We start from the raw sequence: 25,633 nt of genomic DNA, 5'->3' as shown, positions 1-25,633 counted from the left end.
TGGGGGTTCCCATGCCGGCGCGCAACGTGTAAACGACGCCTTTAAGTTTCATTCCAGACCGGCGATCCCGCCTGTTGTCCGTCGCGCCCCCGGGCCTGCGGCGGCGATGCGCGGGAATGCTGGCTCTCGTGCCGAATTCGCGGCTGCCGTTCAAGACGATCCAAGGTTTCTCCATGCCCAAACGCACCGATCTGTCCACGATACTCATCATAGGCGCCGGACCGATCGTCATCGGCCAGGCGTGCGAGTTCGACTATTCCGGCACGCAGGCCTGCAAGGCGCTGCGCGAGGAGGGCTATCGCGTCGTTCTGGTCAACTCGAACCCTGCGACGATCATGACCGACCCGGAACTGGCCGACGCCACCTATGTCGAGCCGATTACGCCGGAAGTCGTGGCCAAGATCATCCGGAAGGAGCGCCACAAGGTGCCGGGCGGCTTCGCCCTGCTGCCGACGATGGGCGGACAGACGGCGCTGAATTGCGCGCTCTCGCTGAAGAAGATGGGCGTGCTGGAGGAGTGCGACGTCGAGATGATCGGCGCCACCGCCGAGGCCATCGACAAGGCCGAGGACCGCGAGCTGTTCCGCGAGGCGATGACCAGGATCGGCCTCTCGACGCCGCTGTCGCACCAGGTGCGCACGCTCGGTGACGCGCTCAATGTGCTGGACGAGATCGGCCTGCCCGCCATCATCCGCCCCTCCTTCACCATGGGCGGCACGGGCGGCGGCATCGCCTACAACAAGGAAGAGTTCATCGACATCGTCGACCGCGGCATCGACGCCTCGCCCACCAACGAGGTGCTGATCGAACAGAGCGTGCTCGGGTGGAAAGAGTACGAGATGGAGGTCGTCCGCGACAGGAACGACAACTGCATCATCGTCTGCTCCATCGAGAACATCGACCCGATGGGCGTCCATACCGGTGATTCCATCACGGTGGCGCCGGCGCTGACGCTCACCGACAAGGAATACCAGATCATGCGCGACGCCTCGCTGGCGGTGCTGCGCGAGATCGGCGTCGAGACGGGCGGCTCGAACGTGCAGTTCGCGGTCAATCCCGAAGACGGCCGCATGATCGTCATCGAGATGAACCCGCGTGTGTCGCGCTCTTCCGCACTCGCCTCCAAGGCGACGGGCTTCCCCATCGCCAAGGTCGCGGCCAAGCTCGCGGTGGGCTACACGCTCGACGAGATCGCCAACGACATCACGGGCGGCGCGATGCCGGCGTCCTTCGAGCCGACCATCGATTACGTGGTCACGAAGATCCCGCGCTTCGCCTTCGAAAAGTTCCCCGGCGCGGCGCCGACGCTGACCACGGCGATGAAATCGGTGGGCGAGGCCATGGCCATCGGCCGCACTTTCCCCGAATCGCTGCAGAAGGCGCTGCGCTCGCTGGAGACAGGTCTCACGGGCCTCGACGAGATCGAGATTCCCGGGTTCGGGCAGGGCGACGACCGCAACGCCATCAAGGCGGCGATCGGCACGCCCACGCCGGACCGTCTGCTGTTCGTGGCGCAAGCGCTCAGGCTTGGCCTCAGCCGGGAGGAGGTGCACGCTTCCTGCAAGATCGATCCGTGGTTCCTGGCGCAGATCGAGGACATCATCGGCCTTGAGGCGCGGGTGAAGGTGCATGGCCTGCCGCAGACGGCGAAGGCATTCCGGCAGCTGAAGGCGGCGGGCTTCTCCGACTCGCGCCTCGCGGTTCTCGCCGGCAGGACGGAGGCGCAGGTGCGCGCGGCGCGCCGGGCGCTCGGCGTGCGGCCGGTGTTCAAGCGCATCGACACCTGCGCCGGCGAGTTCGCCGCACCCACCGCCTATATGTATTCGACCTATGCCCCCCTCTTCGGCGCCGCGCCGGCCGACGAGGCCTTTCCGTCCACGCGGGACAAGGTGATCATCCTGGGCGGCGGTCCGAACCGCATCGGCCAGGGCATCGAATTCGACTATTGCTGCTGCCATGCCTCCTTCGCGCTCCGGGCCGCGGGCTACGAGACCATCATGGTCAACTGCAATCCGGAGACGGTGTCGACCGACTACGATACGTCCGACCGGCTCTATTTCGAGCCGCTGACGGGCGAGGACGTGCTGGAGATCATCGATACGGAACGGGAGCAGGGCCGGCTTCACGGCGTCATCGTGCAGTTCGGCGGCCAGACGCCCCTCAAGCTCGCCCGCGCGCTGGAGGAGGACCGGGTGCCGATCCTCGGCACCTCGCCCGACGCCATCGATCTCGCGGAAGACCGCGACCGCTTCAAGCGCCTGCTGGAAAAGCTCGCCCTGCGCCAGCCGACGAACGGCATCGCCTTCTCGGTGGAGCAGAGCCGGCTCGTGGCGGCCGAGGTCGGCCTGCCGCTCGTCGTGCGTCCGTCCTACGTGCTCGGCGGGCGGGCGATGGCGATCATCCGCGACGAGGAAACGCTGAACGACTACCTGCTCGGCACGCTGCCGGCGCTGGTGCCACAGGAGATCAAGGCACGCTATCCCAACGACAAGACGGGACAGATCAACACGCTGCTCGGCAAGAACCCGCTGCTGTTCGACAGCTATATCTCGGACGCGATCGAGGTCGATGTCGACGCGCTCGCGGACGGCAAGGACGTGTTCATCGCCGGCATCATGGAGCACATCGAGGAGGCGGGCATCCACTCGGGCGATTCCGCCTGCTCGCTGCCGCCGCGTTCGCTGCCGCCGGAGATCATCGCCGAGATCGGGCGCCAGACGCGCGAAATGGCGCTGGCGCTCCAGGTCGTCGGCCTGATGAACGTGCAATACGCCATCAAGGGCGACGAGATCTACGTGCTGGAGGTCAACCCGCGCGCCTCGCGCACGGTGCCCTTCGTGGCCAAGGTGATGGGCGAGCCCTTCGCGCGGATCGCGGCGCGCATCATGGCGGGCGAATCGCTGGCGAGCTTCGATCTCAAGCCGAAGGTTCTGCACCACATCGGCGTGAAGGAGGCGGTTTTCCCCTTCGCGCGCTTTCCGGGTGTGGACATCCTGCTCGGGCCGGAAATGCGGTCGACGGGCGAGGTCATCGGCCTGGACACGAGCTTCGGCGCCGCGTTCGCCAAGAGCCAGATCGGCGGCGGCACCAAGGTGCCGGTGGAGGGCACGGTGTTCGTGTCGCTGCGCGACGTTGACAAGCCGCGCATCCTGTCGACCGTCAACCTGCTGGTGGAACTTGGCTTTTCCGTCATCGCCACGGACGGGACGGCGCACTTCCTGCGCGAGCACGGCATCGCGGTGACGCGCATCAACAAGGTGCTGGAAGGACGCCCGCACATCGTCGACCTCATCAAGAACGGCGGCGTGCAGCTCCTGTTCAACACCACCGAAGGGGCGCAGGCGCTGGCCGATTCCCGTTCACTACGTCGCGCCGCCCTCTTGCATAAGGTGCCGTACTACACCACTCTAGCGGGAGCAATCGCGGCAGCCGAAGGCATCCGCGCCTGGAAGGGCGGTACGCTGGAGGTACGCGCATTGCAGGACTACTGGCCGTCGCCGGCGTGAGAGGGGCGGCGGGAGCGCTTTCCGGCCGGATGGAAGGTTCGGTCGGCCGGGAGGCGCGCCGGAACGATAGCGGGGAATGACGCGAGTCCGCCGGTGCGGATCGCCGCTCTCCAGACCCGATTTGTTTGACGCGGGGCGCCGTTCGAGCGCCCCTTGTTTACATGTGACGACGGAAACAGAGATAATGGAAAAGATCCCCATGACCGCCGCAGGCTATGCGGCTTTGGAGGTAGAACTCAAGCGCCGTCAGCAGGAGGATCGCCAGCGCATAATCGAGGCGATCGCCGAGGCGCGGGCTCATGGTGACCTGTCGGAAAACGCGGAATACCACGCTGCGAAGGAACAGCAGAGCCTCAACGAGGGCCGCATCCTTGAGCTGGAGGGATTCATCTCGCGCGCCGACATCATCGATGTATCGAAGTTGAGCGGCGACAAGATAAAGTTCGGCGCGACCGTCAAACTCATCGATGAGGACACCGAACAGGAAAAGGTGTATCAGATCGTAGGTGAGCCGGAAGCGAACGTAAGCCTCGGCAAGGTCTCCATCGCCTCGCCCATCGCCCGCGCGCTGATCGGCAAGGCTGTCGGCGACAGTGTCGAGGTGGTGACGCCGGGTGGCAGCAAATCGTACGAGATCGTCGACGTCGTCTTCAAATAGGGGCGTGCCGCAGCGCCCCGTGGCTAGAGCGCTTTCCGATCAGATGGAATCATCTGATCGATAAGAATTCGCTCAATGAAAAATGCTCCAGGGGATTGGCATCATGAACGTGTTGTCGCGTCGGGCATTCGTAATGACGGGCGGTGCGGCAGTCGCCGCTGCGCTCGGCGGTTGCGCGGAATCGCGCGACGTGCCGCTGTCGGCCGCCGATGGGGCTGCGCTGCGGCTGCGCTCCGTGACGGTCGATACCGCGCCGCTCCGGGCGCTCGGCCTGACGCCGTGGGCCAATCTGGTGCAGGCCTCCATGCAGCCGGAACTCGACCGCCTGTTCGCCGGCCGCCTGGTTCCGCGTGACAAAGGGGCGGATCGGCTCGTGGCGCGCGTCGACAGCGTCAGCCTTTCCTCATGGTCGGGCGGCGGTGGCGGCGGCCGCTGGTACAGCGGCGGCGGCGACTCCGACTATATGGACGGCTATGCCGTCGTGATCGGGCCGGACGGCCGCGAACGTGCGCGTTACCACATCCTGCTCGCGCTGCCCTCCAGTTTCTCTGGCGCATGGTACCTGCCGGACATTGACAACCGGCGGATCATCGGGCTTTCACGCACCTTCGCGAGATGGGTTCGCGACAGGGTGCCTGGGCGCTGAAGGCAGCGTCCGAAGTGGTCGCGACCGGTTTCCGCCGGTGTTTGGAGGCGGCCGCGACAAAAAACCCCTACCGTACCGCTTCCAGCGGGATGGGCGGGGCGTCCTTGACCTGGGCGACGGTGAGCGCCGTGCGGACGTTGCGGACGTTGGGCAGGGCCGTGAGGTCGAGCACCAGCTTCTGGAACGAGTGCAGGTCACGCGCCACGCATTTCAGCAGAAAATCGATATCGCCGGATAGCGACCAGCACTCGCGCACGATCGACCAGTTGCGGATATGGCTCTCGAACTGGGCAAGGTCGGTGCCCGCCTGGCTCGACAACTGGACCATGGCGAAGCAGGTGATCTCGAAGCCGAGCAGCTTGCCGTCCAGCAGCGCCCGGTAGCCACGGATAACGCCCGCTTCCTCCAGCGCGCGCACGCGCCGCAGGCAGGGCGGCGCGGAAAGGCCGGCGCGGCGCGCCAGCTCGACATTGGTCAGGCGTCCGTTCGCCTGCAATTCCTTGAGGATCTTCCAGTCGGTTGCGTCGAGTTCGAGGGGCAAGCATCACATCCTTGATAAGCCGTCGCGCATCGCCGCACCTTTTAGCCGAGCCGGAGCGGTTCGTCGCGACAATAACGCATGTCCGGCGTCCTGTGCAGGCGGAGCAGGGGCTGTCGTGCGTCCCGCCCCCGGAAATGTCGCATCGTCGCGACGGCTGTCGATTCGCGATGGCTTCCGGAGTGTATCGCAAGGCATCGGGATGCCGCCTTCCATGCCGCACGAAACAGGTTATACTGGGATACAATAGCAAAGCGCAATCAATACCCTATCACGCTTCAAGCCCCATGTGCCGCACCGGTTCGATCTTGTCCCCATCTTGTCCCTTCCTGGATCGTCATGGCAGCCGCCGATAGCAGGCCCGCCGGAGGGGCGGCGCATCGCGAACCGGCGGCCCTTGGCGCCGGCGTATCCTGCTGGGTGCTGACCGACGGCAAGGCAGGGGACGAGTTGCAGTGTCTCGGCGTGGCGCGGGCGCTCGGATGCAGCGTGGAGGTGCGCCGCGTACATCCGCGCCCGCCGTTCGCGTGGATGATGCCGCGCGGCGGCATCGATCCGCGTGACGCGCCGGACCGTGCGGGCTCGCCGATCGCGCCGCCGTTTCCCGATATCCTGATCGCCTCCGGCCGGCGGGCGGTGGCCTATGTCCGGGCGATCAAGCGCGCGTCGCGCGGGCGCACCTTCACCGTGATCCTGAAGGACCCGCGCACCGGCGCGCGCGCCGCCGATCTCCTCTGGGTGCCGGCGCACGACCGGCTGCGCGGCGACAATGTGATCGTCACACTGACCGCGCCGCACCACGTGTCGCAACAGCGGCTCGCCGAGGCGCGTGCCGATCCGCCGGCGGCGCTCGCGCGCCTGCCGCGCCCGCGCGTGGCCGTTCTTGTGGGCGGCAACAGCCGCCACCACCGCTTCACCGATGCCGATGTCATGCGTTTTCTGCAACAGCTCGCAGCGCTGACGGCGGAGGGGGCGGTGCTGATGGCGACGACGTCGCGGCGCACGCCGGACAACCTCCGCGAGGGATTGCGCGCTCTGGTTGGGCGCACCGGCGGCTTCCTGTGGGACGGCCGCAGCGGGAATGCTGCGGATAATCCTTACATTGCCCTGCTGGCGCTGGCTGATTCGGTTGTGGTGACAGCCGATTCGGCCAATATGTTGGGAGAGGCGGCGGCGACTGGCGCACCGCTGCTGGTTTTCGAGCCCTCGGGAGGACACCGGAAACTTGAAGCGCTTCTGAACGGGCTGGAAAAGTGCGGCATCGCACGCCGGTTAAGGGGAAGGCTTGAAGGAAACGCATACCTGCCTTTAGATACGACGGTGACCGTCGCGGGTGAGATCGTCCGGTCCTACCACGCGCACCGGTCGCGCCTCGCGGGGCCAGCCGACGACAGACACCGAACGGAAAATCCATGACCACGCCCTCCGCATCGCATTCTCCCGCCGCCACGCCGATCACGCCCGTCAGGGGCGGCGCAACCCATGCGAAGTTGCTGATCATCGGTTCGGGCCCCGCCGGCTACACGGCGGCGATCTATGCGGCGCGCGCATTGCTGGAGCCGGTGCTGATATCGGGCCTGCAACAGGGCGGGCAACTCACCATCACGACGGAGGTCGAGAACTATCCGGGCTTCGCCGAGCCCATCCAGGGGCCGTGGCTGGTCGAGCAGATGCGGCTGCAGGCCGAGCACGTCGGCGCGCGGCTGGTGTCGGACACGATCGTGTCGGCGGATCTGTCGGCGCGGCCTTTCAGGCTGACGGGCGACAGCGGCCATGTCTATACGGGCGATGCGCTGGTGATCGCCACCGGCGCGCAGGCGAAGTGGCTCGGCCTGCCATCCGAGCAGGCATTCCAGGGGTTCGGCGTCTCGGCCTGTGCCACCTGCGACGGGTTCTTCTTTCGCAACCGTGAGGTCGTGGTCGTGGGCGGCGGCAACACGGCGGTGGAGGAGGCGCTCTATCTGGCGCAGCTCGCCTCTCGCGTGGTGCTGGTCCACCGGCGTGATTCGCTGCGGGCGGAGCGCATCCTGCAGGACCGCCTGTTCGCGCATCCGAAGATCGAAGTCGTCTGGAACAACACGGTCGAGGAAATCGTCGGGCAGGAGCTGCCGCGTTCCGTCACCGGGGTGCGGCTGCGCAACCTCGTCACCGGCGAGGTGACCGAGCGGGCCGTCGACGGCGTATTCATTGCCATCGGCCACCGGCCGGAAAGCGGGCTTTTCGCCGGCCAGATCGATCTGACCCCCTCTGGCTACATCCGTACCGAGCCCGGCAGCACGCGCACCGGCGTGCCCGGTGTCTTCGCTGCGGGCGACGTGGCGGATGATGTGTATCGGCAGGCGGTGACAGCGGCGGGGCTAGGCTGCATGGCGGCGCTCGACGCCGAGCGCTGGCTCGCCGCGCAGGATGCCGCGTCACGCGCGGAAGAGTGACCCGGTTTGCGCGGCGACGCGCTAGGGGGACCGGGAGAACAAGATAATGCCAGGGTAGGGGACGGGCCGTGGATTGGGACAAGGTACGGATATTCTATACCGTTGCGGAGGCCGGCAGCTTCACGCGGGCAGGCGAGGATCTCGGGCTGAGCCAGTCGGCGGTGAGCCGGCAGGTCAGCGCGCTGGAGAGGGAGCTGAAGGCGCCGCTCTTCCACCGGCACGCGCGCGGGCTCATCCTCACCGAGCAGGGCGAGTTGCTGTTCCGCGCCGCGCGCGACATGACCATGCGCCTCGAATCGACCCGCGCGCGGCTGTCCGAATCACGCGAGCGCCCGTCGGGCACGCTGCGGGTGACGACGACGCCGGGCCTCGGCACGCACTGGCTGACGCCGCGCCTCGGCGAGTTCATGGATATCTATCCCGACATCCGCATCGAGCTGATCCTGACCGATGACGAACTGGACCTGTCCATGCGCGAGGCGGATGTCGCCATCCGCCTGCGCCAGCCCGTGCAGGGAGACCTGATCCAGCGGCGCCTGTTCACCGTGCATTTCCACGTCTACGCCTCGACGGAATATCTGAAGCGCTTCGGCCAGCCGGAGCGGCTCTCGGACCTCGATAACCATCGCATCCTGAGCTTCGGCGGCTCGGCTCCGCATTATCTGCTGGCGGTGCACTGGCTGGCGACGGCAGGCCGCGACACCAGGGACCAGCGCAACTACCACCTGCTCGTCAACAACGTCACCTCACTGAAGAAGGCGGTCGAGAAGGGTGCGGGGCTCGCCGTGCTGCCGGACTACATCGTCGAGCCGGGGCTCGGCCTCGTGCAGTTGCTGTCGGATGTCGAGATGCCATCGCTCGACAGCTATCTGGTATTTCCCGAGGAAATGAAGAACGTTGCGCGGGTGCAGGTGTTCCGCGACTTTCTGATCGGCAAGGCTCAGCGCTGGACCTATTGACATCCCGCTCTGCAGCGCGGCATCGGACTGCGGACCGACGTCAGGCGGCGGTCCGATGCCGGGTTCCGGCTGCATGCCGGCGGTGCTTTTCGGGCAGGCGACAGGCAGACGGAGCGTGTTGCTGCCCGAAAAGCGGGCGTTGCCGACCGCCGATCCATCATCTGGATTGATTATGCGCCACATGCATGCCTGTTATGTAGTCTGTTGCATTGCAAAAAAGCAGCAAAAGAGGCATCTTGTCTTTGGTTGAGACGGATTAGCTCCGCACCTCCTCCCGGCGTAGAGCTTGTTTCAACCGTTCCCCTCTGGAAGTTCCAGCAATGCTGGAGCTACTTTCAGGCCGAGTTCCCCTTGTGGAATTCGGCCTTTTTTTTGCCCAATCCACATAGTTACTCTTGTTACGGTTGCGCGCGCACCCAATCGCGTCGAGGCTGTTGCCTCGCGGCGGGTCGCCGCAACCATGGGGCGGCGTATGTAGGGCTGTGAAAGCCGAGTTCAACATGTAAAATATAATTTTATGTTCAGTTCCGGTGTAATTTATGGTGAAATGGAAAACATCGACGCTCGTGGCGTTTTTTTTGTGCGCTGCGGAATCGATGAGGCGCGTCCTGTGCATGGCGACCACGAACACGCGGGCAATTGCGTGGCGTGCGTCACATAAACGCGCCAGGTCAGGGACAGGCTGCTGTTCCGCGTGAAATATAATACTGATGCCTTCGGCCCCCGACCGGTCCCGTGCGAGCTTTGCTCAGGCGCCCCACGGGCGGGCTGTACCTCGATGAGTCAGATGCATCGAGGTGCAGTATAAATCAAATCCAGAAAATATTGACGCCGCTGTTGCGTTTCAACGAAACAAAAATGGTCTATATTTTTATTTGAGCATAATATTTTTTAAAGCGCGAGACGGTCTGATGGAATCAGAGCATGCGCTCCAACTTTTGTATTTTACCGCAAATTGCATTCAATTCGATGGGTTCAATGCAAACTGCTCTATAGCATTTCGACATTTCATTGAAACGCCGAAATGCTATAAGTTTTTGATATTACGCGCTTTCTTCACGCAAACCGGTATCCACTTTGCTTGAAAACGCTTTAGGAGCGGTATCCACTTGTCGGGATCATGCTCTAACGTGTCGGCTTCGTCGTTCGCCGTCCGCCCTTCTTGACGGTGGTCTTGCCCGGCCAGCCGCCCGTGGAGCGGGGCTGGAAATGCTCGGCACCAAGTGGCACGGTTTCCCGGCCCGGCCCCATTTCGTCAAGCGTCGGTTTGCGGGCGCGGCCATCGGATAAGGGCGCCGGCGGCAGGTTGGCCTTCGCGCCGTATTTGCGCTCCCCGGCATAGGCACCGGCGCGATCCTCGACCTCGCGCTGGCGCGCCAGCGGATCATCGGCGATGGCGAGTTCCGTGGCCTGCAGGCGTTTGATCTCGTCGCGCAGCCGTGCGGCGGTCTCGAATTCGAGGTCGGCGGCGGCGGCGCGCATGCGCTTGTCGAGATCGGCCAGCACGGCCTGGAGATTGTGGCCGACAGCGGTCGTCTCCGTCAGGCCCGTATCGATGGTGACGTGATCGCGTTCGTAGACCGATTCGAGAATGTCGCCGATACGCTTCTTCACGCTCTGCGGGGTAATGCCGTGCTCTTCGTTATAGGCGACCTGCCGGCTGCGGCGGCGGTTGGTCTCCGCGATGGCGCGCTCCAGGCTGCCGGTGACGGTGTCGGCATAGCAGATGACGTGCCCGTCCGCGTTGCGCGCCGCGCGGCCGATGGTCTGCACGAGCGAGGTTTCGGAACGCAGGAAGCCTTCCTTGTCGGCATCCAGAATGGCGACGAGCGCGCATTCGGGTATGTCGAGGCCCTCGCGCAGCAGGTTGATGCCAACCAGCACGTCGAACGCGCCGAGCCTCAGGTCGCGGATGATCTCGATGCGCTCCAGCGTATCGATGTCCGAATGCATGTAGCGCACGCGCACGCCGTTCTCATGCAGGTATTCGGTGAGGTCCTCCGCCATGCGCTTGGTCAGCACGGTGACGAGCGAGCGGTAGCCTCTGGCCGCCGTGTCGCGCACCTCCCCGAGCAGGTCGTCAACCTGGCTGCGGGCCGGACGGATTTCCACGGGCGGATCGACGAGGCCGGTGGGGCGGATGACCTGCTCCACGAACACGCCGCCGGTGCGCTCCAGCTCCCACTTGCCCGGTGTCGCGGAGACGTGGATCGACTGCGGGCGCATCGCGTCCCATTCCTCGAAGCGCAGCGGGCGGTTGTCCATGCAGGACGGCAGGCGAAAGCCGTATTCGGCCAGCGTCGCCTTGCGCCGGAAGTCGCCCCGGTACATGCCGCCGATCTGCGGAATGGTGACGTGGCTTTCGTCGGCGAAGACGATGGCGTTGTCCGGCAGGTATTCGAACAGCGTCGGCGGCGGCTCGCCCGGCTTGCGGCCGGTGAGATAGCGCGAATAGTTCTCGATGCCGGCGCAGGAGCCGGTGGCCTCCATCATCTCCATATCGAACACCGTGCGCTGTTCGAGCCGCTGCGCTTCCAGCAGGCGGCCCATGCGCGTCAGCTCCTCGACGCGCCACTTCATCTCCTCCTTGATGCCCTTGATGGACTGGAGCAGTGTCGGGCGCGGCGTCACGTAGTGCGAGTTGGCGTATATCTTGACGAAGCCCAGATCGGCGGTTTTCTGTCCCGTCAGCGGGTCGAACTCGGCGATGGACTCCACCTCGTCGCCGAACAGCGAGACGCGCCACGCCCGGTCCTCATAGTGGGCGGGAAAGACTTCGATGACGTCGCCGCTCACCCGGAAGGTACCGCGGCTGAAATCGATGCCGGTGCGCTTGTATTGCAGGGCGACGAGATCGGCGATGAACTGGCGCTGCTCGATGCGCTCGCCCACCTTCACCGAAAAAGTCATCGCCGTATAGGTCTCGACCGAGCCGATACCGTAGATGCAGGACACGGAGGCGACGATGATCACGTCGTCGCGCTCCAGCAGCGCGCGGGTGGCGGCGTGGCGCATCCGGTCGATCTGCTCGTTGATGGACGATTCCTTCTCGATATAGGTGTCGGAACGCGGAACATACGCTTCCGGCTGATAATAATCGTAGTAGGAAACAAAGTACTCGACGGCGTTGTCCGGGAAGAAGCCCTTGAACTCGCCATAAAGTTGTGCGGCCAGCGTCTTGTTGGGCGCGAGGACGAGCGCGGGACGCTGGGTTGCCTCGATCACTTTCGCCATGGTGAACGTCTTGCCGGAGCCTGTGACGCCGAGCAGAACCTGATCGCGCTCATCTGCCTGCACGCCCTGCACCAGTTCGGCGATGGCCGTCGGCTGGTCGCCGGACGGCTCGAAATCTGACTGCATGCGGAAGCGGATGCCGCCTTCCGATTTCTCCGGTCTTTCGGGCCGATGCGGCTTCCAGATCTCGCCTTCCCTGATGAACGGGTTGCCGCCTTCCAGCAATTGCGTCAGCGCCGCCACCGTGGCGGATACGCCGGAGCCCTCCCCCGCGAGCGCCGCCGCGTTCGTCGCCGCCTCGTCCTTGCTGCGCCGGTGGCGCGGCCGTTGCTGCGGCGATGGCTCGCCGTCCTCCCGCGCGACGGGGACGCGCGCCGCTGCTGCCGGATAGGCGACGGGGATAGCGTCAGCGGTATAGGCGCTCTGCGGCGCCTCCTCCAGCCCGCGATCCCTGTTCAGGGCGGGATTGAGCAGATCGGCAAGGAAGGGGTCGAGCGGCACGAGTTCGGGCTTCGATGCCTTCGCGCGCCCGCCGCTGCGGCGAGCGGGCTTCGCCGGCGCCGCTCCGGCAACGACGTCCGCGTTCGCCGGTGCGCCGGTCTCGCCGGCTTTTCCGGAGGTGTCGGATTTTCTGGGTGTGCGCGCCATGGCCCGAATATGGCGCGTCTTGCGTCCGGATGGAAGATGGCCGACCGCATTTCTGTGCCGCGTCCGGCATTGCGCGCGGGCTTCGGAGCAGACGGCATAAATTATTGAGCCGCCGCAAATTCCGCTCTTTGTCTTTGTATGGCTTCACGAAATTCTGTCATCTTCGTTGATGCTGCATGTGCAATAGTCCTGTCCGCAATTCCTACCCGTCATCTCGATCAACTTGGGGCCGTTGATATGATTGATCTGTCCAACAAGCGCGCGCTCGTCGTGGGCGTCGCCAACGAGCATTCCATCGCATGGGGCATCGCCAGGGCGCTCCATGAGGCCGGCGCCGAGGTCGCGATGACCTATCTCAACGAGAAGGCCAAGCCTTACGTGCAGCCGCTGGCGGAATCGATCGGCGCGCCGATCTTCCTGCCGCTCGACGTGCGTAACGAGGAAGAGGCCGACGCGCTGTTCCAGCATATCACGGAGGAATGGGGCACGCTCGACACGCTGGTTCACTCCATCGCCTTCGCGCCGATGAAGGACCTGCACGGCCGCGTTGTCGACGCCTCGCTGGAAGGCATCGGCCTGTCCATCGACATCTCGGTCCACTCCTTCATCCGCCTGCTGAAGCGCTCGGAGCCGCTGATGAAGAACGGCGGGTCGGCGATGACCATGAGCTTCTACGGCGCCGAGAAGGTCGTCGAGCACTATAACCTGATGGGGCCGGTCAAGGCGGCGCTTGAGGCCACCTCCCGCGAACTCGCCTCCGAGCTGGGCCCCAAGGGCATCACCGTCAACACCCTGTCGCCCGGCCCGATGCTCACCCGCGCCGCCTCCGGCATCGGTGACTTCGACGACCTGATGAAGGTTGCCGTCGAGCGCTCGCCCATGCGCCGCCTGGCCACCATCGACGACGTCGGCGCCATCGCCGCCTTCCTCGCCTCCGACCTCGCCCGCAACATCACCGGCGAGACGATCCATATCGACGCCGGCTACCACATCATGGGCTGAGCGATTTCCCGGGAGGCGGCACCCGCTTTCTTCCCGGGAGACCCTGTGCGTCGATAAACAGACAGACCAGCAGGACAGCGGATGCCGAAGCGGTGTCCGCTGTCCTGTTTCTGTCGATAACGGAACGAAAAAACAGATGCACTTCAGGGGAGCGGCCATCGTGGCGCCGCATGCGGGGCGGAGGGCATCGGGGGCGGCATGTTTCCAGTGACGCATTTCGAAGGCCGGCCCCTGTAGCCGCGGCGCGTTCACTTATTTACAGCAAGCCTATTGTTCACACAGGTCGTGGCTGATATGAGCGCGTCGAACCTTGCGCGACTCCCTGTGGGTGTTCCATAACGTTGCGCGGCGGCGTCGCCCGGGCGGGCGTGCCGGATCGGTAGCACGCACGTTGGACCCTATGAAGGAAATGGCCGGATGAAACCCTCGATCAAGCTCGTCGCGGGCAACTCGAATCGCCCCCTGGCAGAGGCGATCGCCACCTATCTCGAAGTGCCGCTGGCGACATGCCTCGTGCGCCGCTTCGCCGATATGGAAATCTTCGTCGAGATTCAGGAAAACGTGCGCGGCGAGGATGTCTTCGTCATCCAGTCGACCTCCTTCCCGGCCAACGACCACCTGATGGAACTGCTCATCATGACCGATGCGCTGCGCCGTTCCTCGGCCAGGCGCATCACGGCGGTGATCCCGTACTTCGGCTACGCCCGGCAGGACAGGCGCTCGGCGGGGCGCACGCCCATCTCCGCGAAGCTTGTGGCCAACCTCGTTACCCGCGCCGGCGCCGACAGGGTGCTCACGGTCGACCTGCATGCCGGCCAGATCCAGGGCTTCTTCGACATTCCCACCGACAACCTGTTCGCCGCGCCGGTCATGGTGCGCGACATCCGCGAGCGGGTTGACCTGTCGAACATCATGGTCGTCTCGCCGGACGTCGGCGGCGTGGTCCGCGCCCGTGCGCTCGCCAAGCGCATCGATGCGCCGCTCGCTATCGTCGACAAGCGGCGTGAGCGGCCCGGCGAGTCGGAGGTGATGAACATCATCGGTCACGTCGAGGGCAAGAGCTGCATTCTGGTCGACGACATCATCGATTCGGGTGGCACGCTCTGCAACGCGGCGGACGCGCTGCTCGCCAAGGGCGCAAAGGAAGTCTACGCCTATTGCACGCACGGCGTGCTTTCCGGCGGCGCGGTGGCGCGCATCGCGTCATCGCGGCTGAAGGAACTCGTCATCACCGATTCCATTCAGGCGACGGAGGCGGTGAAGGTCGCGCCCAATATCCGCAGCATCACCATCTCGAACCTGCTCGGCGAAGCCATTGAGCGCACGGCGACGGAATCGAGTGTTTCCAGCCTGTTCGACTGATACCGGTTCTCGGTGCCTGAAAATGAAAAGCGCCGGTTTCCCGGCGCTTTTTTGATGACGGGTGGAAGGAATCAGGCCTGCTGGATGGCCGACACGAGCCAGTCGCCGCCACGCATGCGGCGGAAGGTCCAGATTTCCGTGGTCGTGACCGGCGTTGTCGGGTCACCGTCGACGATGGCGTTGGTGGCGCGGTCGAAGGTGACGTCACGCAGCGAAAACTTCATCGCGACCGTCGCATAATCGCTGTCACCCTCGCTCCACGCTTCCGCCAGATCGCCCTGCAGGAAGTTGACGTCCGAGACGCGGTTGATCACGCCGTTCGAGGCGTTCGCAGTCAATTCCTCCATCAGGTAGGAGGCGACTTCCGGCGTGGTCAGCCGGCGCAGCGCGGCAAGATCCTCGCGCGAGTAGGCGTCCTGCGTTTCCTGCAACAACCGCTCGAAGGCAGCGTAGTCGGCGCCCACGATCTCGACGGGCCGGCTGGCCGGAGCCGCACGCCCCTGCGAACCTGCTCCCGCCAGACCGAGCCCGCGGCCAAGTCCCTGACCGGGTCCCTGACCCGGGCCACCGGCTGCAGAGCGTGCGTGCATGTTGCCAGGGCCGCCCGCGGTGGCCTCCTGCCGACGCCGGAACCAGTTCATGGCAAGGCGCACCAGCAGGATGATCAGGCCGATCTGCAGCAGCAGGCCGAGGAACGAACCGAAACCTGAGAAACCGCCGAACAGGCCGGCACCCGACAACAGCCCGAACAGGCCAGCGCCCAGCAGGCCACCCATCAGCGCGCCGCCAAAGCCGCCGCCGAAGAAGCCGGGACGCTGCTGAGCCGCCGCTGCCGCGCCGGGCTGGCCGGCACGCGGCGCCTGCGCAGCGGCACCGGGGGCCGCCTGCGGTGTGGTGGAGCGCTGGATCGGCGCGGCGCCCGGCGCAGTGTTGGTGGGCGCGGGCGTGCTGTAGGTGCGCGTTCCACGGCTGCCGAAGCTGCCGCCCCGGCCCACGCGGGCTTCGGCGATTCCGGCCGTCAGGAGAAGGGCGGCGGCAACAGCGGCCAGAATACGGCCTCGGCGGGACAGGGACATCGGGATTTCACCTCCGGATTCGTGAATGTTTTTCAGGCCGGGCGCGGGTGCGCCGACCCATACACCCGCTATATGGGACAGACTGGCAGCTATTGAAAGTATCGTCGGTCAAATTATCGCGCGCGGCGATGAAGAAGTCCGTATAGCGCGATGCAATGGTAAAGGAGCGCTGACTCATGACCTGCGGTGCCATTGTCTCACGCGCGCTTTACGTTATCGTGTCATCGCGGCGGCCGTTTGCCGGATTGCCGATGGAGGAGAAGACATGCGTTCGCTGCGGATCTTTGCCGGCGTCGCCGATGGCCTCGTCGCCGCGATCCTCGCCAGCGAGGCCGACGGCGTCGTCCTCGATCTCGTCGGGGAGGACGCCCGCGCCGCCGCGTGCGCGGTCCTCAGGTGCGTGAACGCGGGCGGCGGGCGGCCGGCGATCTGGATGCGCGCCGGCGGCCTCCATCCGGACCCGTCGGATGACGACCTCGCCGCTGTCTTGCCGGCGCATCCCGCCGCTGTCGTACTGCCGGCGGTAGCCGGGCCGGAGGATATCGAGCAGCTCGGCGCCAGATTGCGCGTGCTTGAGGCGCGGCTCGGCCGGCCGGACGGCGAGACCCGCATCGTCGCCGTCATCGGTACGGCGGCCGGTGTGATGGCAGCCCCGCGCCTGCGTCCGCATCCACGGCTTGCCGCCTTCGTATGGGAGCCGTTCCTGCTGCCCGGCGCGGAAACGCCCGATGGCGATGTGTCGCGCCTGTCGCGCGGTCTGACGCTGCTTGCCGCAAGTCACGCGGGTGTCCCGGCGATCGATGCCTCCGCGCGCGCCGGGCAGGAGGACGCCGCTTTCCGGGAGGCTTGCCTGCGCGCGCGCCGAGATGGCTTCGCCGCCATGACGGCGCGGAACGAGGCGCAGGTGCATGTCATCAATGCGGTTTTCGCCGGCGACGGCGCACCGGACTGAGATCGACGCGGGACGGCAGCGGGCGGAGGTAGTGCGGCGGCGCACGACAGGACCATACGACACAGGAAATCCGGTCTTTGGCCTGCGTTTCATGCCTGGGTAACTTGACCCTGGTTACAACCGCGCTCATGGTTATTTCCTGTTCTTGATGATGTGGTATGGAGAAGGGCGTCGTCGGACGGACGGCGCGGTCTTGCGGCATTGATATTGCGTGAATGGGGGCTGTCATGCGTTCGCTTGTTGTTGCCGGAGCTTTCGCCGGCGCTGTTCTTGCCTCGCTGCTGGCGGGTGCGCCGGCTGTCGCCCGCGATGACGTGCGCGCCGAGGACCGGTTTCTGGCCTTTTCCGGCAACGTGCCGGCCTGCGACGATCCGCGCGTGCTGAGGCGAATCGCCAACCGCTTTGCCTTCCGCGAGGCGCATTTCTGGCAGTCGCCGCTGACCATCGAGGGCTTCGAGAGAGTACGCGACGTCGCACTGCGGCCTTGGGGTGACGCCTTCATTCCGCGCCGCTTCTGCACAGCGGTGTCGCAGATTTCCGACGGCCGCAAGCGGGTGGTCCATTATTCGGTGCGCGAGGCGCTGGGCCCCATCGGCATCGGCTCGGACGTACAGTGGTGCGTTGTCGGGCTGGATCGCCACCTGTCCTTCGCCCCCGCCTGCCGGGCGGCTCTGCCCTGATCCGACCTGGCGCAATGCTCCTGTCGGCTCATCTCATCCCGGCGCCGTTGCGGACGGCGCGGCGCTTCCCGCTGCTCGCCGCCCTCGCGTGCGCGCTGCCGCTTCTCGCCGGGGAGGCGCACGCACAGCGTGTGGAACGGGGCGCGCGCCCCGGCGCGTTCGATTTCTACGTGCTGGCGCTGTCGTGGTCGCCCGGCTTCTGCGAACTGGAGGGCCGCGCCGACCGGCGCGATCAGTGCGCGGTCGGCCGTAAGCACGGCTTCGTCGTGCATGGCCTGTGGCCGCAATATGAGCGCGGCTATCCGCGCGAATGCGCCGCGATGCCGCGCGTGCCCTCCCGCCAGGCCATGAACGTCGCCGCAGGCATCTTTCCCGAACAGGGGCTGGCGCGCCACCAGTGGCGGGTGCACGGCACCTGCTCCGGGCAGACCCCGGAGGCGTATTTCCGCGACACCGCGCGGGCGCGCGACAGGGTAACCATTCCGCCTGCGCTGCACGGCTTGCCGGGCGACCGTGTCGCCTCGCCCGCGGAGGTCGAGCGCGCCTTCATCGCCGCCAACCCGGGCCTGCAGCCGGACATGATTGCCACTGCCTGCCAGCGTGGGCGGCTGAAGGAAGTGCGTATCTGCCTGAGCCGCGACCTTTCCGGCTTCCGCGTCTGCCCGGAGGTCGACCGCAGCGGCTGCCGTGACCGGAACGTCACTATCGACGCGCCTGAGTAGGCGTGGCATGGGCGGTTGAGCGGACGCGCAAACTCTGCCATTGATCGCCCACCATGAATTATCGCCACGCCTATCACGCCGGCAATTTTGCCGATTGCATGAAACACGCGCTCCTCGCGCGCATCCTTCTCTATCTGGGGCAGAAGGAGGCGCCGTATCGCGTCATCGACACCCATGCCGGCATCGGCCTTTATGACCTCGCGGGCATCGAGGCGGGCAAGACGCTGGAATGGCAGGACGGCATCGCCCGGCTCGCCACGCCGCTGGCCGGGGAGGCCGAGGCACTGCTCGCGCCCTATCGCGCGGCGCTGGCGGATGTCGCGGCGCGCTTCGGCGCGGCCCGCTATCCCGGTTCCCCCATGCTGGCGAGCCTGCTGATGCGGCGGCAGGACCGCGCCATTTTCGTCGAGAAGCATCCCGCCGATGTGCACCTGCTGGAAGAGAACCTGGGGCGCGACCGGCGGCTCAAGGTGCTGGAGCTGGACGGCTGGACGGCGCTGAAAGCGATGATTCCACCCGTCGAGCGGCGCGGCGTTGTGCTGATCGACCCGCCCTATGAGGTCGAGGGCGAACTCGCGCACCTTGGCCAGGCACTGGTGGAAGCGCGCCGCAAGTGGAGCGGCGGCATTTTCGCCGGCTGGTATCCCATCAAGGATCTGGCGGCGCCGGAGGAGCTTGCGGATTTTCTGCGTGCCGCGGGCGTGCCGAAAATCCTGCGGCTCGAAATGCTGATCGACCGGGCGGACGACGCCTCGCGCCTGAACGGTTCCGGCCTCATCGTCATCAACCCGCCGTGGACACTGGCGCACGAGGCGGAAATTCTGCTGCCGGCGCTCGCGGAGCGGCTGGCACGTGGCGATCGGGTCGGCTTTCGCTGCGACTGGCTGGCGGGCGAATAGGCCCTGCGACCGGGGTACCGGCACCAAAGCGCGCGCAGCCACATCGCTCGCGAGGCGCCTCGCGCCTGAAAATCCGCGCAAGACAAAAAACCCGGCGGCTTGCGCCGCCGGGCTGATAGCTGATTGATCGCTGGCCCGCAAGGGCCGTTCAATCAGAACGAGTCGAACTTGTAGTTCAGGCCAGCGCGGACCACGCCGAATTCGGTGTCCTTGCGGTTGTCGTAGAGGGGCAGGAAGGCGTTGCGGTCTTCCTTGCCGAGGTTGACATACAGACCTTCGAGGCGCGCCGTGATGTTGTTGGTGATGGCGTACTCGAAGCCAGCGCCGAGCGTCCAGCCCGTGCGGGTGTCGCTCTTGTTCTGGTAGTAGGCGCCGTTGTAGACGAAGCCGTTGTCGTTGCCGCCACCGCCGTAAGCGAAGCCGCCCGTGCCGTAGATGAAGGCGCGGTCGAAGGCCACACCGAGGCGGGCGCGGACGGTGCCGAACCACTCGATGCCCGTGCTCGTGCCGCCGAAGTAGCCAGCAGCCGGGTTGTAGGCGAGAGCATAGTTGCTGTTCTTGCCCTTCAGGTCAGCGTAGTTGATGTCGGCTTCGAGACCGGCAACGAACTGGCCGAACTGGTAGTTGTAGCCGATCTGGCCACCACCCGTGAAGCCGCCGTCGTCGTTGTTGCCACCGTTGTAGTAGGTGGCACCGTTGTAGAACTTGTCGTCGTTGTTGCTGTTCCAGGCGTAACCGGCGTTCACACCGACGTAGAAGCCCGTCCACGTGAAGATCGGAGCCACAACCGGAGCGACCGGCTCGACCTGCCGGCTCGGAAGGTCAGCAGCAAAAGCAGCGCCCGAAGCGACCAGGCTGGCGACAGCAACGCCCGCAAGAAGAACCTTTTTCATCATTCACTCCTAAAAAACTGTCTTCTTCAAGCCGAATGGCCTTCAGCCATCCCTGAAGTTGCACAATACATACAGCAACTCGGGCAGGACGTCTGTGCCTTTCGTGCCACAGAGAAAACGCCAAAAAGGGCGGGAATGTGTCGACATAACGGAAACCAGGCCATGTTGCACCGGCCCCGCCATGTCGCCGGCTCAGGGAGCCTAACCGTAACCCATTGTTCGCGCAAGATGTTTCGAAGGATAAATCGCGGCTGTGGCATCATGTGCGCGATGTTCCCGCACATTGGATTCCAGATGCCGGAACTCTCTCGGTCTTTTCGCTTCGTGGGTTATAGATAACAGCGGGTTAACGGCGGAGACGTCGAATACATTTACTTGTATTCAACAAACGTCCGCCGTCCGCCGGCGGGCGCGGACCATGGCCGGGGTGGCCGCCGCGCGGGCAGGGCACGGCCCAGAGGCTTGCGATGGAAGGCACATCGTGTCAAAGCGAGGCGAGTGAGGTCCCGGGATCCATGACGCAACCGCCGCTGCCACTGTCCATTTTCATCATCGCCCGCAACGAGGCGGACCGCATTGGCCGCACACTTGCGGCGGTCGCCGATCTGAGTGACGATATCGTCGTCGTCGATTCGGGCTCCACCGACGCCACGCGGGAGATCGCGGCCCGGCACGGCGCACGGGTGATCCACAACGACTGGCCCGGCTATGGGCCGCAGAAGCGCTTCGCCGAGGACCAGTGCCGCCATCTGTGGCTGCTGAACATCGACGCGGACGAACTGGTTCCTCCCGATCTCGCCCGCCGCATCCGGGCGCTGTTCGACGGTGGCGAGCCCGACGCGGACGCCTACGAAATCCGCATCGCCGAGGTTTTTCCTGGCGAGCGCGCGCCTCATCCGCTCGCCTACACGCTCGCCCCTGTGCGCCTTTACCGGCGCGACAAGGGTCGCTATGCCTTGTCCACGGTGCATGACCGGGTGCAACTCGCGCCGGGCGCGAAGGTGAAGCGGCTCAAGGGCGCCATCCATCATTTCTCCGTGCGCTCCCTCGGCGACCAGCTCGCAAAGCTCAACAGCTATACCGATGCGCTGGCGCTTGATCTCGACAGCCGCGGCGCGAAGGTATCGGTGCTGCGCCTGTTCGTCGAGTTTCCGGCGTCGTTCATCAAGGCCTACATCGGCCGCCGCCATATCGTGCGTGGCATTTACGGCTTCATGACGGCGATGAACTTCGCCTATTTCCGCTATCTGCGCATCGCCAAGCACGTGGAACGGCGCATGCTCGCCCGCCAGAACGAGACTCAGGATCCGGAGAACGGCGGATGACGACAGGCGTCGCGCTCGTCACCGGCGGCACGCGGCGCATCGGCCGCGCGATCTCCCGGCGCCTGGCCGCGGCGGGCTATGCGGTCGCCATCCACTACCGCCACTCGGCGGCGGAGGCCGACTCGCTGGCGGCGGAGATCGCCGGCGGGGGCGGCCGCGCGGCGACGCTCCACGCCGATCTCGCGGATGCCGGCGCCGTTGCAACGCTCGTGCCCCATGCCACCGAACGGCTGGGGCCGGTAACGTTGCTCGTCAACAGCGCCTCTATCTTCGAGCCCGACGCCATCGCGGACCTCGGCCTCGACCTGTGGGAAGAGACGTTCGCCGTTAATCTGCGCGCGCCCATGCTGCTGGCGCGCGACATGGCCGCAGGTGTGCCGGAGGGGCGGTATGGCGCCATCGTCAATATTCTGGACCAGCGCGTGTTGAGGCCCAATCCGCAGTTTTTCTCCTACACGCTGACCAAAAGCGCGCTCGCCACCGCCACCCGCACAATGGCGCAGGCGCTGGCGCCGCGCATCCGGGTAAACGGTGTTGCCCCCGGCCCTACCTGCGCTGGCGCCCGGCAGACGGCGGAGGACTTCGCCCGCCAGGCTGCCGCGACATTGCTCGGCCGCGGGCCGTCGCCCGGCGAGATCGCCGATGCGGTGCTCTATCTGGCGGGCGCGGCGAGCGTCACCGGTCAGGTGCTGGCGGTGGATGGCGGCCAGCATCTGCTCTGGCGCACCGCGGATGTGGACGGCATCCCCGAATAGTCGGCCTCAGGCTTTTCTCAGGGAGGTGAGGAAGGTGTCCGCCTCGCGGGCCAGGCTGCTGGCGTCGCCGGCAAGGCGCTCCGACACCGCGCTGACCTCGGCGCCCGATTGCGTGGCGTGCCCGGCGGCCTCGATCACCTCGTTCATGTTGGCGGCGATGCGCGTGGTCTCGTTTGCCGCCTGCTGGATGGAGCGCGAGATATCGGCGGTCGCCGCCAGTTGCTCCTGCACGGAGGTCGCGACGGAGCCGGCGATGGCGCTGATCTCGCCGATGGTGGCACCCACGCTGCTGATCGACGAGGCGGTTTCGGAAGCGGCCTGCTGGATTTCGGCGATGCGGGTGGCGATGTCCGCCGTCGCGTGTTCGGTCTGCGCCGCGAGAGACTTCACTTCCGTCGCGACGACGGCGAAGCCGCGCCCCGCGTTACCTGCGCGCGCGGCCTCGATGGTGGCGTTGAGGGCGAGCAGCCGGGTCTGCGCGGCGACGGCCTGAATGAGTTCCACCACCTCGCCGATTCGCCGCGCGACCTGAGACAGCCCGTCCACCGCCACGTTGACCTCCGTCGCCTGGGTGACTGCCTGCCGCGCGACCTCGGCCGAACGTTCGACGAGCCGGCTGATCTCGTCGCTGGTGGCGGAGAGTTCCTCCGTCGCGGCGGCGACGGTCTGGGTGTTGACAGAGGCGAGTTCGGCGGCCTTCGTCGACTCCTCGGCGTGCCGCTGCGTCACGGCGACGGTCTCCGTCACGGAGCGGGCGCTTGCATTGAGGGCGTCGATGGACTGCGCGACGCTGCCGACGATGTTTTTCACCGACAGGTCGAAGCCGCTCGCAAGCTGCGTGTCGTAGGCCTCCCGCACGGCGTCGAGATAGGTGGAGATGGCGATGTCCATATCGAGCATGACGACACGATTGACCGCATCCGCCATCCGCCCGGCCCGCTGCCGTGCCGCCGCCGGCCGGAGGAGGCTGACGCTGGTGCGGGCGATGAGCGTGTTCAGATGATCGAGCAGGATCATGTAGCCGCCGATGTAGCGGGAAGGTTCGAGGCCGATGCGGCTGTGAATGAGGCCAACCCGCTGGACGGAGGAGACATAGTCCGCATCGAACCGGCCCGAGAACAGACGTTGCCAGTGCACGATCTGTCCGCGCCGCGCATGTCCGGCGGCGCTCTGCGCGGCTTCCGGCGTGGGGCCGAAAAGCTGCGCGACGTCGGGCCGGGCCAGAAGGTGCGCATAGAAGGCGTCCAGAATCTCCGGCAGAGCCCCCTCGATGATCGGACGAAGCTCCTGAAGTGTCGCCTTGACCTCGTCATCGATTCCCAGGAACGAGATGCGGTCGGATATGTCGATCATGTCTGTCTCTGTATTTCAGGCTCTGTACTAGTTGTTTTTTCTCAAGATAAAGCAGGTAAAATTCGATAATATATTTAAAATTATTTTATAATATAATAATTATCTTTAGATGTATATTGCAAAAAAAGCTACTCATCATCTTTCTGCTTGCCGATGGAGGCGACGAAAGCTGTGGCCTCCCGGTGCAGACGGTCGGCTTCGGTGTGCAGATCGGCGACGTTGCGCGTCACCTGCGCGCCGGCCTCGCCCGCCGCGTCGGCTGCGCTGACGAGGGCGCCGGCGCTTCTTGAAATGCGCGCGGTTTCATCGGCGGCGCTCTGGATGGAGCGGGTGATATCGCCCGTGGCGGCGACCTGCTCGTGAACGGATGCCGCGACGGCGCCCGTCAGCGTGTTGATCTCGTCGATCGTCGCCCGGATGCCCGCGATCGCGCTGACAGTCTGCGCCGATGCCTTCTTGATCTCGTTCATACGCTCCGAAACATCGGTCGTCGCACCCTCGGTCCGGGCGGCGAGGGACTTCACCTCCGCCGCGACAACGGCGAAACCCTCGCCCGCCTCCCCGGCGCGCGCGGCCTCGACGGAGGCGTTGAGGGCGAGAAGATGCGTCTGCCCTGCGATGGTCTGGATCAGCTTCGCCACCTCGTCGACCCGCGCGGCGAGGTCCGCCAGCCCGTTCACGGCCACCATCGCCTGCTCCGCCTGTTCCGTCGCCCGTCCGGTGACGCCGGCGGAGCGGTCGATCTGGCGGCCGATTTCGAGGTTGGTGGCGGACAGTTGTTCCGCCGCCGCGGCGATGGCGTTCGCGGTGGATGTCGCCTCGTCGGCGGAGCGTAGCGAGGCGCTCGCCCGCGCGCCCGTCTCCGCGATGCCGTCGGCGACGGCCCGGGCGCTCCGCGCCATCGCCTCGGTGGAGGACAGCAGGTCCCGCGTCACCCGGTCGATCGTTTCCTCGAATTCGTCGACGATGCGCCCGTCGAGCGAATCCCGGATGCCGTCCAGATAGCTTGAAATCGCGAGATCCATGTCGAGCATGACCGCGCGCCCGACGGCACTTGCCAGCCGCGCGGTCTTTCCGGCGGCTTCGCGCGGGTGCAGACGGCTGAAATGCGTGCCGTTGACCATGGCGTTCAATTGTTCGAGCAGGATGAAATAGCCGCCGATATAAGCGGAGGGCTTCAGGCCGATGCGGCTGTGCACCGTGCCGATGCGCCGAGAGGAGGCGACGTAATCAGCCTCGAAACCGCCGGTGAAGAGCTGCTTCCAATGCGCGATCTGCGCCTGTTTCGCACGGGCGACGCCCGTCCGCTGCTGCTCGGGCGTCGCGCCGAACAGGGCGACGAGTTCCGGCCACCCGCCGACACGCTCGTAAAACGTGTCGAGCACCTGCGGAAGACGGGCCTCGATCGTCGGGAACCACTCCCTGAGAAGGGCGATCGTCGTATCGTCGATCTTCAGAAACTGTTTTTTCAGGGCCAGCGTGTTGCGATGCATGGGATGAAAACTCTGTTGAAACAGCTGTGCAATATTTCAGAAATCAAGGCGGTCTGAAAGACGTTAAAACAAACATATAATCATATATTTTGAATAATTATTCATTTTTGAAAATATCATATTTCCTGTTTCCTTCTTGTTTTTCTATAAAGATAGAAAGTGAATCGGATAGAAAGGAATTTTACATGCGAAAATAATTCATTTATGTGCTTTAACGGCGAATCGTTTCGTTGAATTATCACGAGTTATTACGATAAAGCTATACGTATAATTTCTTATATTTAATTTACTCTACCTCATGAACAACGTAGTACATATAGATATCGCCAACGCCCGCGGTTGGAAGCTGCGCTCAAAGTCAGAAAATTATGTCTTTGAGGAACCGGAGCTTTTTCCGCCAAAGGCAAGCGCCGGAATGCCCCTCTTTCAGCGGAAACACTCGGCCAGGCGCGGATGAGGCGGGCTTGTCGGTCGGCGTATAGAGCGCCAGACGATCTGAT

Annotated in this window: 20 protein-coding genes; 14 read left to right on the top strand and 6 right to left on the bottom strand. The window is 65.2% G+C overall.

What is annotated here, in order from left to right:
- Positions 1 to 173: 173 nt before the first annotated feature.
- The 3 genes from carB to FHS82_RS10135 all read left to right on the top strand — a co-directional run bounded on the left by carB (position 174) and on the right by FHS82_RS10135 (position 4,810).
- Positions 174 to 3,506, top strand: a complete 3,333-nt coding sequence (gene carB, locus FHS82_RS10145; protein WP_166951934.1) for a carbamoyl-phosphate synthase large subunit — start codon at positions 174 to 176, stop codon at positions 3,504 to 3,506.
- 184 nt (positions 3,507 to 3,690) lie between these two features.
- A complete protein-coding gene (greA, locus tag FHS82_RS10140; protein WP_166951931.1) occupies positions 3,691 to 4,164 on the top strand; it encodes a transcription elongation factor GreA in 474 nt (157 codons plus the stop codon).
- A gap of 103 nt (positions 4,165 to 4,267) precedes the next feature.
- Entirely contained in the window at positions 4,268 to 4,810 is a 543-nt protein-coding gene (locus tag FHS82_RS10135; protein WP_166951928.1) for a hypothetical protein, read from the top strand.
- Between the two features lie 67 nt (positions 4,811 to 4,877).
- Here the strand turns inward: FHS82_RS10135 and FHS82_RS10130 are convergent, their stop codons facing one another.
- Positions 4,878 to 5,351 carry an Lrp/AsnC family transcriptional regulator gene (locus FHS82_RS10130; protein ID WP_166951925.1) on the bottom strand — a complete coding sequence of 158 codons (474 nt, stop codon included), beginning with the start codon at positions 5,349 to 5,351 and terminating at the stop codon, positions 4,878 to 4,880.
- 336 nt (positions 5,352 to 5,687) lie between these two features.
- Between FHS82_RS10130 and FHS82_RS10125 the strand changes: the two genes are divergently transcribed.
- From FHS82_RS10125 to FHS82_RS10115, 3 genes are all read left to right on the top strand, one after another.
- The gene (locus FHS82_RS10125; RefSeq protein WP_166951922.1) at positions 5,688 to 6,764 is read left to right on the top strand and encodes a mitochondrial fission ELM1 family protein; all 1,077 of its coding nucleotides are present in this window, start codon (positions 5,688 to 5,690) and stop codon (positions 6,762 to 6,764) included.
- Positions 6,761 to 7,780: a thioredoxin-disulfide reductase gene (gene trxB / locus FHS82_RS10120; RefSeq protein WP_166951919.1), complete on the top strand. Its 1,020-nt coding sequence runs from the start codon at positions 6,761 to 6,763 to the stop codon at positions 7,778 to 7,780. Before FHS82_RS10125 ends, trxB begins: the two co-directional genes overlap by 4 nt.
- Before the next feature lie 68 nt (positions 7,781 to 7,848).
- Positions 7,849 to 8,739 (top strand): LysR substrate-binding domain-containing protein, encoded by an 891-nt coding sequence (locus FHS82_RS10115; RefSeq protein ID WP_166951916.1) that lies wholly within the window; start codon positions 7,849 to 7,851, stop codon positions 8,737 to 8,739.
- Between the two features lie 1,125 nt (positions 8,740 to 9,864).
- Here the strand turns inward: FHS82_RS10115 and uvrB are convergent.
- Complete coding sequence (gene uvrB / locus FHS82_RS10110) at positions 9,865 to 12,621, bottom strand: excinuclease ABC subunit UvrB (protein WP_166951913.1); 2,757 nt, start codon at positions 12,619 to 12,621, stop codon at positions 9,865 to 9,867.
- Positions 12,622 to 12,858: 237 nt separating this feature from the next.
- Here uvrB and fabI point away from each other — a divergent pair, with 237 nt between their 5' ends.
- A complete protein-coding gene (gene fabI / locus FHS82_RS10105; RefSeq protein WP_166951910.1) occupies positions 12,859 to 13,623 on the top strand; it encodes an enoyl-ACP reductase FabI in 765 nt (254 codons plus the stop codon).
- A gap of 417 nt (positions 13,624 to 14,040) precedes the next feature.
- The gene (locus FHS82_RS10100; RefSeq protein ID WP_166951907.1) at positions 14,041 to 14,985 is read left to right on the top strand and encodes a ribose-phosphate pyrophosphokinase; all 945 of its coding nucleotides are present in this window, start codon (positions 14,041 to 14,043) and stop codon (positions 14,983 to 14,985) included.
- 71 nt (positions 14,986 to 15,056) lie between these two features.
- On the opposite strand, the gene FHS82_RS10095 is transcribed toward FHS82_RS10100, so the two are convergent.
- Positions 15,057 to 16,061, bottom strand: a complete 1,005-nt coding sequence (locus tag FHS82_RS10095) for a Tim44 domain-containing protein (RefSeq protein WP_166951904.1) — start codon at positions 16,059 to 16,061, stop codon at positions 15,057 to 15,059.
- A 265-nt stretch (positions 16,062 to 16,326) separates the two neighbouring features.
- Here FHS82_RS10095 and FHS82_RS10090 point away from each other — a divergent pair, with 265 nt between their 5' ends.
- The 4 genes from FHS82_RS10090 to FHS82_RS10075 all read left to right on the top strand — a co-directional run bounded on the left by FHS82_RS10090 (position 16,327) and on the right by FHS82_RS10075 (position 19,314).
- On the top strand, positions 16,327 to 17,013 hold the full coding sequence (locus FHS82_RS10090) for an aldolase/citrate lyase family protein (protein ID WP_166951901.1): 687 nt from the start codon (positions 16,327 to 16,329) through the stop codon (positions 17,011 to 17,013).
- A gap of 227 nt (positions 17,014 to 17,240) precedes the next feature.
- Complete coding sequence (locus tag FHS82_RS10085; protein WP_166951898.1) at positions 17,241 to 17,693, top strand: hypothetical protein; 453 nt, start codon at positions 17,241 to 17,243, stop codon at positions 17,691 to 17,693.
- Positions 17,694 to 17,707: 14 nt separating this feature from the next.
- Positions 17,708 to 18,415 carry a ribonuclease T2 family protein gene (locus FHS82_RS10080; RefSeq protein WP_166951895.1) on the top strand — a complete coding sequence of 236 codons (708 nt, stop codon included), beginning with the start codon at positions 17,708 to 17,710 and terminating at the stop codon, positions 18,413 to 18,415.
- Between the two features lie 53 nt (positions 18,416 to 18,468).
- Positions 18,469 to 19,314, top strand: coding sequence for a 23S rRNA (adenine(2030)-N(6))-methyltransferase RlmJ (locus tag FHS82_RS10075; protein ID WP_166951892.1), 846 nt, complete (start codon positions 18,469 to 18,471; stop codon positions 19,312 to 19,314).
- A gap of 152 nt (positions 19,315 to 19,466) precedes the next feature.
- Here the strand turns inward: FHS82_RS10075 and FHS82_RS10070 are convergent, their stop codons facing one another.
- Entirely contained in the window at positions 19,467 to 20,207 is a 741-nt protein-coding gene (locus tag FHS82_RS10070; RefSeq protein WP_343042549.1) for an outer membrane protein, read from the bottom strand.
- Positions 20,208 to 20,722: 515 nt separating this feature from the next.
- Between FHS82_RS10070 and FHS82_RS10065 the strand changes: the two genes are divergently transcribed.
- Positions 20,723 to 21,532: a glycosyltransferase family 2 protein gene (locus FHS82_RS10065; RefSeq protein ID WP_166951885.1), complete on the top strand. Its 810-nt coding sequence runs from the start codon at positions 20,723 to 20,725 to the stop codon at positions 21,530 to 21,532.
- The gene (locus tag FHS82_RS10060; RefSeq protein ID WP_166951882.1) at positions 21,529 to 22,287 is read left to right on the top strand and encodes an SDR family oxidoreductase; all 759 of its coding nucleotides are present in this window, start codon (positions 21,529 to 21,531) and stop codon (positions 22,285 to 22,287) included. Before FHS82_RS10065 ends, FHS82_RS10060 begins: the two co-directional genes overlap by 4 nt.
- 6 nt (positions 22,288 to 22,293) lie before the next feature.
- Here FHS82_RS10060 and FHS82_RS10055 read toward each other — a convergent pair whose 3' ends face one another.
- Both FHS82_RS10055 and FHS82_RS10050 read right to left on the bottom strand, forming a co-directional pair.
- Positions 22,294 to 23,640, bottom strand: coding sequence for a globin-coupled sensor protein (locus FHS82_RS10055; protein WP_166951879.1), 1,347 nt, complete (start codon positions 23,638 to 23,640; stop codon positions 22,294 to 22,296).
- Positions 23,641 to 23,768: 128 nt separating this feature from the next.
- Positions 23,769 to 25,133: a globin-coupled sensor protein gene (locus tag FHS82_RS10050; RefSeq protein ID WP_166951876.1), complete on the bottom strand. Its 1,365-nt coding sequence runs from the start codon at positions 25,131 to 25,133 to the stop codon at positions 23,769 to 23,771.
- Positions 25,134 to 25,633: the final 500 nt, after the last annotated feature.

This window comes from Pseudochelatococcus lubricantis (genome assembly GCF_011762225.1).
GTDB lineage: Bacteria > Pseudomonadota > Alphaproteobacteria > Rhizobiales > Beijerinckiaceae > Pseudochelatococcus > Pseudochelatococcus lubricantis.
The sequence above is the reverse complement of the archived record's forward strand: the minus strand, read 5'-3'. Positions and strand labels throughout refer to the sequence as shown.